The 12862-nt window shown below is 66.0% G+C and carries 13 protein-coding genes; 11 read left to right on the top strand and 2 right to left on the bottom strand.

Features of this window, described 5'->3' with window-relative positions:
- Positions 1–69: 69 nt before the first annotated feature.
- Positions 70–2412, bottom strand: coding sequence for a TonB-dependent receptor (locus B9N43_RS13805; protein ID WP_222428744.1), 2343 nt, complete (start codon positions 2410–2412; stop codon positions 70–72).
- A gap of 62 nt (positions 2413–2474) precedes the next feature.
- Positions 2475–3059, bottom strand: a complete 585-nt coding sequence (locus B9N43_RS13800; RefSeq protein WP_222428743.1) for an energy transducer TonB — start codon at positions 3057–3059, stop codon at positions 2475–2477.
- A 442-nt stretch (positions 3060–3501) separates the two neighbouring features.
- Here B9N43_RS13800 and B9N43_RS13795 point away from each other — a divergent pair, with 442 nt between their 5' ends.
- The 11 genes from B9N43_RS13795 (at position 3502) to B9N43_RS13745 (ending at position 12803) form a co-directional block, all read left to right on the top strand.
- Positions 3502–4269, top strand: coding sequence for an enoyl-CoA hydratase (locus tag B9N43_RS13795; protein WP_145842766.1), 768 nt, complete (start codon positions 3502–3504; stop codon positions 4267–4269).
- A gap of 74 nt (positions 4270–4343) precedes the next feature.
- A complete protein-coding gene (locus tag B9N43_RS13790; RefSeq protein WP_145842765.1) occupies positions 4344–4706 on the top strand; it encodes a hypothetical protein in 363 nt (120 codons plus the stop codon).
- 101 nt (positions 4707–4807) lie between these two features.
- Positions 4808–5695 (top strand): glycine--tRNA ligase subunit alpha, encoded by an 888-nt coding sequence (gene glyQ / locus B9N43_RS13785; RefSeq protein ID WP_145842764.1) that lies wholly within the window; start codon positions 4808–4810, stop codon positions 5693–5695.
- Between the two features lies 1 nt (position 5696).
- Positions 5697–7775, top strand: coding sequence for a glycine--tRNA ligase subunit beta (glyS, locus tag B9N43_RS13780; protein WP_145842763.1), 2079 nt, complete (start codon positions 5697–5699; stop codon positions 7773–7775).
- Between the two features lie 124 nt (positions 7776–7899).
- Positions 7900–8436, top strand: a complete 537-nt coding sequence (gmhB, locus tag B9N43_RS13775) for a D-glycero-beta-D-manno-heptose 1,7-bisphosphate 7-phosphatase (RefSeq protein WP_145842761.1) — start codon at positions 7900–7902, stop codon at positions 8434–8436.
- The gene (locus B9N43_RS13770; protein ID WP_315904547.1) at positions 8433–9167 is read left to right on the top strand and encodes a lysophospholipid acyltransferase family protein; all 735 of its coding nucleotides are present in this window, start codon (positions 8433–8435) and stop codon (positions 9165–9167) included. Before gmhB ends, B9N43_RS13770 begins: the two co-directional genes overlap by 4 nt.
- Positions 9154–9627, top strand: a complete 474-nt coding sequence (locus B9N43_RS13765; protein WP_145842760.1) for a YgjP-like metallopeptidase domain-containing protein — start codon at positions 9154–9156, stop codon at positions 9625–9627. Before B9N43_RS13770 ends, B9N43_RS13765 begins: the two co-directional genes overlap by 14 nt.
- A complete protein-coding gene (locus B9N43_RS13760; RefSeq protein WP_222428742.1) occupies positions 9624–10376 on the top strand; it encodes a M48 family metallopeptidase in 753 nt (250 codons plus the stop codon). Before B9N43_RS13765 ends, B9N43_RS13760 begins: the two co-directional genes overlap by 4 nt.
- A gap of 85 nt (positions 10377–10461) precedes the next feature.
- Positions 10462–10848: a lactoylglutathione lyase gene (gene gloA / locus B9N43_RS13755; protein WP_145842759.1), complete on the top strand. Its 387-nt coding sequence runs from the start codon at positions 10462–10464 to the stop codon at positions 10846–10848.
- Positions 10845–11621, top strand: coding sequence for a DUF2889 domain-containing protein (locus B9N43_RS13750; RefSeq protein ID WP_145842758.1), 777 nt, complete (start codon positions 10845–10847; stop codon positions 11619–11621). Before gloA ends, B9N43_RS13750 begins: the two co-directional genes overlap by 4 nt.
- Positions 11622–11843: 222 nt before the next feature.
- On the top strand, positions 11844–12803 hold the full coding sequence (locus tag B9N43_RS13745) for a helix-turn-helix domain-containing protein (RefSeq protein ID WP_186453834.1): 960 nt from the start codon (positions 11844–11846) through the stop codon (positions 12801–12803).
- Positions 12804–12862: the final 59 nt, after the last annotated feature.

Genomic DNA, 12862 nt, shown 5'->3' with positions numbered 1-12862 from the left:
CTTGGTATTCCCATCCCGCCCACACCCGGCCGCCACGCCAGAGCGTGCCGGCCGGGTGTGGATGATGTGTCAAAAATCGTAGTTCAGGGTCAGGCGCACATTGCGGGCATCACCCAGGTAGGTGAAGAAGCCGGCCGTGTAGGTCGCCAGGTAGTACTTCTGATTGGTTACGTTGTTGACGTTGAGGCGGGCCCGCCACTGGGCGTTGATGCGGTAGGTGGCGAACAGGTCATAGACCGTATAGCCGGGCACCTTGAAGTTGCCGGCCACCGACTCGGGGCTGCCGGAATACTTCTCTCCGGTGTAGGTGACGCCGCCGCCGAAGCCGATGGCCGGGGTCGCTTGGTAGTTGAGCAGGGCCGTGGCCGAGCGCTTGGGGAAGTTGGCCAGACGCTTGCCCACATTGGCGGACACCTGGGACTCGAGGAACTGGGAGCTCATGATGGTCAGGCCCGCCTGGGTGCTGAGCTTGTCGGTCAGTTGTCCCACCAGGGAGAGCTCGTAGCCCTCGACGCGATACTTGCCGGTGTTGATGCTGCCGGTGGTCGCGTAGTTGTTGCTGGTGGTGTTCTCCATCACGTCCTTCTTGGTGACCTGGAAGGCCGCCGCGGTGGCCAGAAGCTTGCCGTCGAAGAGGTTCCACTTGGTCCCCACTTCGAGGTTCTCGGACAGCTCCGGCTTGCTGCGGGCGAACATGGCCAGGCGGTCGGCGGCCGTGCCGCCGCTGGGCACGCAGACGCCGCCATAGCCGCAGTTGGCGCCGACGTCGGACTCGCCGCCATTGAAGTCGCTGGCGGTGCTGTAGGTGGCATAGACGTTGGCGTAGGGCAGGAACTTGTAGGTCACACCCAGATGGCCGTTCCAGAGGCCATCCTTCAGCTTGTAGTCGGTGGCCGTACCGCCGCTGACCACGGTGTTGTCGTAGTCGAAACGGTCATAGCGCAGGCCGCCGAACAGGGTCCACTTGTCATTGAGGTCCACCGTGTCCATGGCCGCCAGGGAGAGGGTCTTGACCTTCCAGTCGATGTCCCAGGCGCCCTTGGAGATCCGGCGGTTCATCAGGTTGCGGATGTTGCCCACGGTAGCGCCGCTGCCGTTGATCACGCACCAGGCGTTGTTGCTGGCGCCGTTACCGGTAATGCAGTTCTGGCCGCTGTTGGCGACGCTGTAGTTGCCGTTGAGCACCTTGTGATCGGCGTACTCGAGACTGAAGATGAACTGGTGCTTGAGGCCGGCGATGTCCTGGTCGAGGTAAACGTTGGTCTGGTTGGCGAAGTAGTCCACATCCTGCCAGCCCTGGTGGGAACTCAGGGTGATGGTGGACTTGCCGGCGTTGGGGTCGGCGGCGCCGAAGGTGCTCCCCCGCGCGCCGGTGGTGACGTAGCCGTTGTTGCTCTGGCCGTAGCGGGTCAGGTTGCTGATGCGCAGATTGGGCCGGGCCTGGTAGTTCAGACGCAGGGTGTAGGTGTCCGTCCTGGACTCGAGGAAATCCTGGCCCTGCAGATAGACGGGGATGTTCTTCACCGGAGCGCCGTTGGCGAAATAGGTGCCCAGGTCGGGCTTGTCCTTGGCGTCCAGGTGATAGTAGTCGGCCGTCAGCCAGAACTTGTCGGTCGGCGTGTAGTTGAAGGACAGGGCCGCGCCGTCGCGCTTGCGGTTGGCGGGGCCGCGGTCGGGAACGTCCTGGGAGGCGCTGAGCAGATTCACCCGCAGGGCCATCTCATCGTTGAGCGCACGGTTGGCGTCCACGGTGAAGCGCTGATAGGAATCGGTGCCGATGCCCGCCGAGAATTTGGTGAAATCGGTGTCGGTGGTTGCCTGCTTGGTGATCGAGTTGATCGCCCCGCCGGTGGCCCCGCGGCCGGCGAAGGTGGCGCTGGGGCCCTTGGTGATTTCGATCTGGTCCACCACGAAGCTTTCGCGAAGCGTCATGCCAGGATCACGCAGGCCGTCCACGAACACGTCGCTCCTGGCCTCCTGGCCGCGGATGATGTAGCGGTCGCCGAAGGCGTTGCCGTTTTCACCCGTGCCCAAGGTGATGCCGGGTTGGGCGCGAAGGATGTCGCGCAGGTCGCTGCGGCCTGAATCCTGGAGCTGGGTCTGGGTCAGGACCGTGATGGTCTGAGGAGTCTCGGCCAGGGGACGCAGATGGCGCTCGTCGCCCGAAAGCTTGGCCTTGTAGGGCACGCCCGGCTCGGCGTTGGGGTTGGGGTCGATGGCCTTGCCGGTGACCTTCACCGTACCCAGCCGGGTCTCCCCGCTCTCCGCGTGGGCGCCATGGGGAATGAATAGCGCGGTTGTCAATCCGAAAGCCAGGCCGGCGCCCGTCATGGCGAATTTGGGCGCAGTGGGGTTGGCGACAGGTGCCGGCGTCCTGAAACTTCCAGGTTTTCTTTCCATGTTTTTTTTCATCGAGGGTTTTCTCCGTAGGGGGGACATCATTTTTTATTTTTCGTGCCGCCAGAATGAGCCAGTCATCCGGTCAGCGAGAAATCAATGGGCACGACAACCCAGGCGGCCATTTGCAAGTCACCCCGTCGTGCCGGGACGAAGCGCCATAGACGCACGGCTTCGATGGCTGCCTGATCAAGCCGTCCATAGCCGCTGCTGCGGCTGAGTTCGATCTGGGCTACGCTGCCATCCGCATTGACATGCACCCGCAGCAGCGCCGTTCCTTGCTCCTTGAGCCGCCTGGAGAGGTTCGGATAGATCGGCGTCGGGTTGTTCAGATAGGCGGCATCGAATCGGGGCTGTGTCGTCGTCGGCAGCGGTTCGGCGGACGAGTTCTTACTGCTCGCCACCGGGGTCGGAACCGCGGCCTGTTGCGGCACACTCACCGCCTGCTCGGGCACCGGCTCTGCGACAGGCTGCGTCACCTGGACTTTCGAAACCTCGGGCGCGGGGCGCACCTTCTCGGCGGCCCTGACAGTCTCCTGCAATGACTGGGCGACGATCTGCACCATCATCGGCGCCGCGTCATCCACCGAGGTGGGCACAAACCGCTGTCCCAACAGCAAAGACAGGGCCAGCGCCGCATGCACCGCAACCATCACGAGCATCCCGGCCGACCGGGATCGGGCGGGACGCCGAGTCTCCTCCGTTCGCCATTGATGGAGCCCTTCCGTAGTGACCATGACCTTTCATGCAAAGTGATTGCAAAATTCGCGCTTATTATAATGATAATTATTATCAACAATCAACAAGGCCCTCGGAATTTGCGCTCCAAGGCTGAGGACGCAAAACGCTTGTCACAATCGCAGAAACTCGCAACCCGGACTCGGGCCGACGGCTTCAGGCCGCTCTCCCCGCCCCCTCCCTGCCTGCCCGCCATCGCCACCATCCGCGTCGAATCGCGCAGCACCGGTTCGCCACCCTGATCGTGGCCTGAGCGCCGCGCCCGGCCTGGGTCGTGAGCTTCGCCTTCCATCAGGCGGCAACGCGGCGCCGAGCAATCCCGCCGCTTGTGCTTGAATAGGGCTCGCACTCATCGAAAGCCCGACCATGCACATCCTGACCCATATCGACGCCGGCGTCGGCATCATCGAATTCAATCGACCCGAACGGCGCAACGCCATCAACGGCCCGATGTACGCCGCCATGGCCGAATTCCTGGAGGCAGCGGCAGCCGATCCGGCGGTACGGGTGGTGATGTTCACCGGTCAGCCCGGCGTGTTCTGTGCCGGCAACGACCTGGAGGAATTCCTCGGCGCGCCGGCCGATGGCGCGCCGCCGCCGCCGGTCGCGCGCTTCCTCGATCTGCTGCAGAACTACGGCAAGCCGCTGGTCGCGGCGGTGACAGGCAGCGCCGTCGGCATCGGCGCCACCTTGCAGCTGCATTGCGACCTGGTCTACGTGGCCGAGGACGCGCTGCTCTCGATGCCCTTCACCCGCCTCGGCCTGGTGCCGGAACTGGCCTCCAGCCTGCTGCTGCCGCAGCGCGTCGGCCGCGCCCGGGCCGCTCAGGTCCTGTTGCTGGGCGAAAACTACAGCGGCCGCCAGGCGGCGGAATGGGGCCTGGCCAACGAGGCCCTGCCCGTGGCCGAGGTGCGAGAAAAGGCATTCGATGCCGCGCGCCGTCTGGCCGCCCTGCCGCCCGGGGCGGTGCGCGACACCCGTGACCTGATGCGCCGCGCCCAAGCGGCGGCGATCCAGGACGCGTTGGCGGCCGAGGCCGAAGTCTTCATGCGCCGCCTGGGCGGCCCCGAGGTCACCGAGGCCGTGACCGCCTTTTTCGAAAAGCGCGCGCCGGATTTCTCGCGCTTTTCCTGAAATCCGGCAGCGCGGCCGGCGCCGCGGACGCAGCGTAGAATTGATAATTCTGGATCCGTCGAAGGAGATCGATCATGCGTTTCCTCGCCAAGATGTTCGGCCCCAAGTCGAAATACGATTCCAGCCTGCCCTACACCTACGAGGCGCGGGTGCCCCTGTTCGACGACGGCGGCGAATACAAGTCCTATTTCTCCGACACCATCTGCGGCCTGCTCGCGCACTTGCATCGCCAGGGCATCCGGCCCGACGGCGTGAGCCTGCTGGAAATCTATCGGGAGACGGACACCCCGATCGACGCTCGCCTGCTCGTCAGCCCCACCGGCGAGTGGCTGTTCAAGCCGGACTTGTGCCACGCCCTGGCATCCCACTACCCGGGCCACATCCACGACAGCGACTGTTCCTTCAGCGACCGCATCCCCCACCCGGCCGGCCCTTGAGGAATCCCGCGCGACGGTGCTCCGCGGGATGCCGGCGGCCCCCGGCGGCCGCATCCCAAAGTCTGTAAAATCGCGCCTTTCGCCAATTTCCGCGCACGGCCATGTCCGCAAAACCCACCTTCCAGGAGGTCATCCTCCGCCTGCAGAATTTCTGGGACCAGCAAGGCTGCGTCCTGCTTCAGCCCTACGACATCGAGGTCGGTGCCGGCACCTTCCACACCGCCACCTTCCTGCGCGCGATCGGCCCCGAGCCCTGGCGCGCAGCCTACGTGCAGCCTTCGCGCCGGCCCAAGGACGGCCGCTACGGCGAGAACCCCAACCGGCTCCAGCACTACTACCAGTACCAGGTGGTGCTGAAACCCAATCCGCCCAACATCCAGGACCTCTACCTGGATTCGCTGCGCGCGCTGGGCATCGACACCGCCCAGCACGACATCCGCTTCGTCGAGGACGACTGGGAAAGCCCGACCCTGGGCGCCTGGGGCCTGGGCTGGGAAGTGTGGCTGGACGGCATGGAGGTCACCCAGTTCACCTACTTCCAGGAAGTGGGCTCGCTGCCCTGCAAGCCGGTGCTGGGCGAGATCACCTACGGCATCGAGCGCCTGGCGATGTACCTGCAAGGCGTGGAGAACGTCTATGACCTGGTGTGGGCGCCCGGCGTCACCTACGGCGACGTCTATCACCAGAACGAGGTGGAGCAATCCACCTACAACTTCGAGCACTCCGACGTGGATTGGCTGTTCGCCCAGTTCGCCAAGTACGAATCCGAAGCCAAGCGCCTGATGGGCCTGAACCTGCCCCTGCCCGGCTTCGAGATGGTGATGAAGGCTTCCCACACCTTCAACCTGCTGGATGCCCGCGGCGCCATCTCCGTCACCGAGCGCGCCGCCTACATCGGCCGCGTCCGCGCCCTGGCCCGGGAAGTGGCCCAGGCCTACTACGATTCGCGGGAACGTCTCGGCTTCCCCATGTGCGCCCAGGGGAAGTGACATGAAACAGACACTATTGATCGAACTCCTCACCGAGGAACTGCCGCCCAAGTCGCTGGCCCGCCTGGCCCAGGCCTTCCATGAGCAGGTGCAGAAATCCCTGATCGAGGCCGGCTTCGTCGAGGCCGGTAACGAGGGGCGCGAGAGTCGCTGGTTCGCCACGCCGCGCCGTCTGGCGCTTCAATTTTCCGACGTGCTGGCGACGCAACCCGACCGCGTGATCGAGAAGAAGGGCCCGGCCGTGGCTTCCGGCGTCGACGCCGCAGGCAAGCCCACCAAGGCGCTGGAAGGCTTCATGCGCTCGGCCGGCGTCGAGTTCGCCCAACTGGAGAAGCAGAACGACGGCAAGGCCGAGTATTTCGTCGCCCGCATCGCCAGGACCGGCGAGGCGCTGTCGCTGCATCTGGCGGGCTTCGTCGAGGCCGCGCTGAAGAAGCTGCCGGTGGCCAAGCTGATGCGCTGGGGCGATTCCGAAGTGCAGTTCGTGCGTCCGGTGCACGGCCTGGTGATGCTCCATGGCTCGGCCGTCGTCGCCGGCGAGGTGCTGGGTCTGGCGAGCGGCCGCGCCACCCGCGGCCACCGCTTCATGGGCAACGGCGGCGCGATCGAGATCGGCGACGCCGACGAATACGCCCAGACCCTGCTCGACCAGGGCAAGGTGGTGGCCTGCTACCAACAACGACGCGACATGATCCGCGCGCAGCTCGACCAGGCCGCCGCGGGCCGCGACCTGACGTGGCTGCGGGACGAGGCCCTGCTCGACGAAGTCACCGCCCTGGTGGAGCACCCGACGGTGTACGAAGCCGGCTTCGAGGCGGAATTCCTCGCCGTGCCGCAGGAATGCCTGATCCTGACCATGCAGGCCAACCAGAAGTACTTCCCCCTGATGGATGCCGCCGGCAAGCTCACCAACCGCTTCCTGGTGGTCTCCAACATGGCGGTGGCCGACCCGACCAACATCGTCGAGGGCAACGCCCGCGTGGTGCGACCGCGCCTGGCCGACGCCAAGTTCTTCTTTGAAACCGACCGCAAGACGCCGCTCGCCAACCGCGTCGCCAAGCTCGCCAAGGTGGTCTATCACAACAAGCTGGGCAGCCAGGGCGAACGGGTGGAGCGGCTGGTGAAGCTCTCCGGCGCGATCGCCCGCCGCCTCAACGTGGATGCCGCCCAGGCCGAGCGCGCCGCGCTGCTGGCGAAGGCCGACCTGGTCAGCGACATGGTGGGCGAGTTCCCCGAACTGCAAGGCATCATGGGTCGCTACTACGCCGCCCACGACGGCGAAGCCCCGGCCGTGGCCGACGCCATCGAAGCCCACTACAAGCCGCGCTTCAACGGCGACAGCCTGCCGGCCGGCAACGTCGCCGCCGCCGTGGCCCTGGCCGACAAGCTCGACGCGCTGGTGGCCTTCTTCGGCATCGGCCAGATCCCCACCGGCGACAAGGATCCCTTCGGCCTGCGGCGCGCCGCCCTGGGCGTGCTGCGCATCCTGATGGAATCGCCGCTGCCGCTGGATCTGGCGTCGCTGATCAGCGATGCCGCCGCCACCTTCCCCGTCGGCCGCCTGGCGACCGGCTTCGAGGCCCAGCTGCTGGACTTCATGCTGGAGCGCCTGCGCAATCTGCTGAAGGACACCGGCCACGAGCAGCGGCTGGTGGATGCGGTGCTGGCACTGATGCCGACCCGCATCGACGCGGTACCGGCCAAGCTCGCCGCGGTGAAGGCCTTCGTCGCCCTGCCGGAGGCGGAGGCCCTGGCCGCCGCCAACAAGCGCATCGTGAACATCCTGAAGAAGGCCGAGGGCTCGGCCCGCGAAGTGGATGTCGCCCTGTTCCAGGAAAGCGCCGAGAAGGCGCTGTTCACGCAGGTGACGGCGATCGCGCCGCAGGTGCATTCGCAGGTGGCCAACGCCGACTACACCGGTGCGCTGACCGCCCTGGCCGGCCTGCGCGGCGCGGTGGACACGTTCTTCGACGACGTGATGGTCAATGCCGATGAACCGCTGCTGCGCGCCAATCGTCTGGCGCTGCTGCATCAGTTGGCCGGGCTGATGAACCAGGTGGCCGACATTTCGCGCCTCTAGCAGCGGAGCCGCCGCGATGCCGGCAGGAGGGGAGTAAAAGCCGCGCTTCTCTCCTCCTCGCCGTCCGCCGCTCTCCCTCACCATTGATCGACAACCCAGGCTCGTCCGCATCGCCACCCTCGCCATGAAACTCGTCATCCTCGACCGCGACGGCGTCATCAACCACGACTCCGATCAGTTCATCAAGTCGCCCGAAGAATGGCGGCCCATCGCTGGCAGCCTGGCGGCGATCGCCCGGCTCAACCAGTGGGGCTACCGGGTGGTGGTCGCCACCAACCAGTCCGGCGTCGGCCGCGGGCTGTTCGAAATGGACACCCTGAACGCGATCCACGAAAAGATGGTGCGGGCGGTGGCCCAGGTGGGGGGGCGGATCGACGCCATTTTCTTCTGCCCGCACACCAACGTCGACCAATGCGCCTGCCGCAAGCCCAAGCCCGGGATGCTGGAGGAAATCGCCACCCGCTACAGCACCGACCTCACCGGCGTGCCGGCCATCGGTGACTCCCTGCGCGACCTGCAGGCCGCGGCCAGCGTCGGCGCGCAGCCGATGCTGGTGCTCACCGGCAAAGGCCAGAAGACCCGGCTCGACCCGGCGCTGCCGCCCGACACCCTGGTCTTCCCCGATCTCGCCGCCGCCGTCGCGCACATCACCGCCGCATGATGGCCGCCCTGCGCTCCGCTCTGTTCATGGCCGCCCTGGCGCTGCTGACGCCGCCGGTCACGCTGCTGCTGCTGCTCTGCTTCTGGCTGCCGCATCACGCCCGGCTGCGCCTGGCGCAGCCCTGGGTACGCAGCGTCACCTGGCTGATCGACCACTTGCTGGGCATCCGCTGCGTGGTGCGGGGCCGGGAAAACATTCCCGCCGGCGCCGCCGTGGTGCTCGTCAAGCATCAGTCGGCCTGGGAAACCATCGTGTTGCAGACCATCTTCCGCGACCTGATCTTCGTCTGGAAACAGGAGATCAAGTGGCTGCCCTTCTTCGGCTGGGCGCTGGCCCTGACGCCGATGATCAGCATCGACCGCAACGCCGGCCGCGATGCCCTGCGCCAGCTCAAGGAACGCGGCACCGAGCGCATCCGCCAGGGCTATTCGGTCGCCATCTTCCCCGAGGGCACCCGCATGGCGCCCGGCCAGAAGGGGCGCTACCAGGCCGGCGGCGCCTTCCTCGCCCGCGAGGCCGAGGCGCCCGTGGTGCCCGTGGCCCTCAATTCCGGCGAATCCTGGGGCAAGAACGCCTTCCTCAAGCAGCCCGGCACGGTCACCGTCAGCATCGGCCCGGCCTTCGACAGCCGCGGTCTTTCCACCAGCGAGATCAACAGCCGGGCGGAAGCCTGGATCGAAGGCGAAATGCGCCACATCAGCCCCCACCTGTACCGCCATGAAAACCCGTAATCCACAGTTCGCGCTGCGGCTCGAGGCGCCGGCTCCCGACCCCGACGCGGCGTGGCACGAAGGCGCCCGCCTGGCCTATCTGGGGGAGCACATCACGCTCGAATTGGCCACCGACCGCAAGCAGGCGCGGCTGGAAGGCGCGGTGCTGCATCTGCCACTGCCGCCGGAAGCCACCGCGCGGCAGGTGCGCGACAGCGCCGAAGCCTGGCTGCGCGCCGAGGCCAAGCGCATCCTGAATGCCGCCGTCGCCCGCCAATCCGCCGAGCAAGGCCGCCCCCTGCCGCGTTTGCAGCTATCGTTCGCCGCGCGCGGCAACTGGGCGCAAGCCGACCGGAAGGGGCTGCGTTGCCACTGGCGCCTGATCGAGCAGACGCCGCAAGTCATCGAACAGGTGATTGCGCGCGCCGTCGCCCAACTGCCGCAGCCCGCCGCCACCCAGGATCTATTCGCCGCCGCGTGAACCTTCCCGAGCAACTCCCGCTGTTCCAGCAGCTCCCCCCAGCCACGCCCGTTCCCCGACTACGGCACGTGCTGCTGTGCGGGCGGGTCGTCGCCTACGAGCTGCGCCAGGGCAAGCGGCGGCGTCTTGCCATGCACATCGACGAGCGCGGCCTGCGGGTGGGGTCGCCCCGCGCCGTGCCGCTGGCGGAAATCGAGGAATTCATCCGCAGCCACGGCGAATGGGTGATCGCCAAGCTCGACGAATTCTCCAGCCGCCGGGTGCTGCGCCAACTGGCGATCCGCGACGGACAGCGCCTGCCGCTGCTCGGCGGGGAAGTGGACGTGCGGGTGACGAGCGGCGCCAACCGTTTCCATTGGCGCGACGCCCTGCTGGAACTCGCGGCCCGCGACGGCGGCGATCTGGACGAACTGGCGCGGCGCGCCCTCAAGACCCGGGCACTGGCGGTGTTCGGCGAGCGCCTGGCCCATTACGCCGAACGGATGGGTCACGCGCCGCCGCCCCTGAGCCTGAGCTCGGCCCGCGGGCGCTGGGGCAGTTGCAGCCTGGTGAGCGGCATTCGCCTCAACTGGCGCCTGATTCACCTGCCGCTGGAACTGGTGGATTATGTGGTGGTGCATGAACTGGCCCATCTGCGGGAGATGAACCACAGTCCCCGCTTCTGGGCCGAAGTGGCCCGCGGCTGCCCCGACTGGCGCGCGCTGAGGGCCGAGCTCAAACTGCGCGGAGCGGAGATCCCGATCATCTGAGCGCCCCCGAAATCGCCGCTTCGCGCCGACCGCCCCTCAAGGGGCAGGAAAATCCGGAGCGGCCCTTCTTGCAAGGAGCAGCGACATGAGAGTGCTACACACCATGATCCGCGTCGGCGACCTGGAACGTTCGATCGCCTTCTACACCGAAGTGCTGGGCATGCGGCTGCTGCGCCGCCACGATTACCCAGACGGAAAATTCACCTTGGCCTTCGTCGGCTACGGCAGCGAGGCCGCCGGCGCGGTGATCGAACTGACCTACAACTACGGCGTGGACGCGTACGAGCTGGGCAATGCCTTCGGCCACATCGCGATCGCGGTGCCCGACGCCGCCGCGGCCTGCGCGGCGATTCGCCGGCGCGGCGGCAAGGTGGCGCGCGAGGCCGGACCGATGCGGCACGGCAGCACCGTCATCGCCTTCGTCGAGGATCCCGACGGCTACAGGATCGAATTGATCGAGGAAAAACCATGAGCAAGATCCTGCGCCGCCGCATCCTGATCGTCGGCGGCGACCGCTCGGTGCGCGCCGACGTGGAAGACAACCAGCACCGTTTCGGCATCATCGTGCGCCATGACGGCCACCGGGTGGTGGCGGTGGAGGCCGACACCACCCATGTCCGCAGCCCGTGGGCGCAGTGTCCGGGCGCGACCGGCAACCTGCCGCGCCTGGTGGGAATGGCCCTGGCCCCCCACCCCCAGGCCGCCTACCGGCACACCGCCAGCGCCGAGCAATGCACCCACATGTTCGACCTGGCGAACCTGGCCATCGCCCATGCCGCGCGGGGCACCGCGCAGCGCCTCTACGACATGGAAGTCCACATCGACAATTTCCGCGCCGAAGTGGGGCCGCGCGGCCCCGTCCTTTCCGGACGGCGCCGGCTGCTGCTGCATCGCGACGGCGAACTGGCGCTGGACTGGCCCCTGGAGGGCGATGAAATCACCGCGGGGCCTCACGCCGGGCAGAACGTGCGCAGCATGATGCGCTGGGTGGATGCCTCGATCAGCGACCTGGACGAAATCGAGGCGATCACCGTCGCCCGCCGCACCCTGATCGTGTCCCTCTCCCTGCTGTTCGACATGGACAACCTCCCCACGGGGATCAACGAGAGGCTGCAGGCCCGCACCGGCGCCTGTTACGCCTATCAGCCCGCGCTGATTCCCACCCTCACCCGGGCGCAGGGCAACACGCGGGATTTTTCCGATCGCCCCGAGGGCCTGCTGGCGGATCGGAATCCTGCACGCTGAGTGTCTGACACCCTCGCCTGCCAATGAATAAACAACGAGAAAGAGGGAGGCAAGGCGTTTGATCAGCCATCATCCTTGACAAAAACATGCTTTGTTACGATGATCGTCCGCACTGCGAAAGACGCGCGGCGCCGCTTTCAAAACCGATGCATCGACAAGATCGGTAGAGCGCACATCCGAGATCGATCAATACGACAACGACATCGCGGAGGGGAGGCTGAAATGGGTTTGTTGCTGACGACCGATGCAATTGCCGTCGATGACCGCGTCGATTGGTGGCAGGAACGCACAGCCGAAATCTTCGGTGCCGAATACGCGATCACACCCGACCGGCATCAGGCGTTCAGCCTTGACATGGAAGCCGAAACGGCACACGGAGTACCGCTGGTTCTTCTGAAGGGCAGCGGCAGCGCCCACCTCGCCACGCGAAGGGAAGGAGCGGACGGCGCCTGCAATATCGCCGTACACCTTCAGATACAGGGCCACTACACCGCATACAGCGAGGACAGAGAAACCCATGTCAAGCCTGGCGATCTTTTCATACATCGCATCGGCCCACCCAGCACCATACAATTCCATGAGAATTACCAGGAGGTCTGCGTCATTCTGCCGGAGTCGATGCTCGATCCGAGTCGCAGGGACAGAACTCCGTTTTCCGATGTCGCCATTCCCGCCACCTCGGGAACCGCCGCCGTGCTGGCGGATTATCTGCGGTCATTGGCGGCCCATGCCGCGGTTCTCAACGAACCGGATTCCGCAGCGGATCTGTCGTCGTTCACGACCAGCCTGCTGAATGCAACCCTGCGATCATCGAGTGGCGCTTCGACACCGCCCCCATCCGGGCTGCGCTCGTACCATCTGAGCAGCATCAAGCGCTTTGCCATTACGCATCTGAACCTTCCCTCGCTCAACGTCGATTTCATCGCCGCTGGCGTCAATCTGTCGGCTCGTTACATCCATCGTCTGTTCGAGGACGAGCCACAGTCCCTGATGCGTTGGGTGATGAAAGAGCGTCTCGAACGGGCTTACAACCAGCTCAGGCAGGCGGATTGTCGTCTGTCGATCTGCAAGATCGCTTATGCGTGGGGGTTCAGCGATCATGCCCATTTTTCACGCAGCTTTCAGAAATACTTCGGCATCTCCCCCCGTGAGGCGCGCATGGGTGAACCCAGGACGCCATGAATCACCGATGAGGAATGATGACGTGTGCACTTTTGCGCAAAAGATCATTCGTAAAAAAA

Origin of the sequence: Denitratisoma sp. DHT3 (genome assembly GCF_007833355.1) — a bacterium.
In the GTDB taxonomy this organism is placed as follows: domain Bacteria; phylum Pseudomonadota; class Gammaproteobacteria; order Burkholderiales; family Rhodocyclaceae; genus Denitratisoma.
The sequence above is the reverse complement of the archived record's forward strand: the minus strand, read 5'-3'. Positions and strand labels throughout refer to the sequence as shown.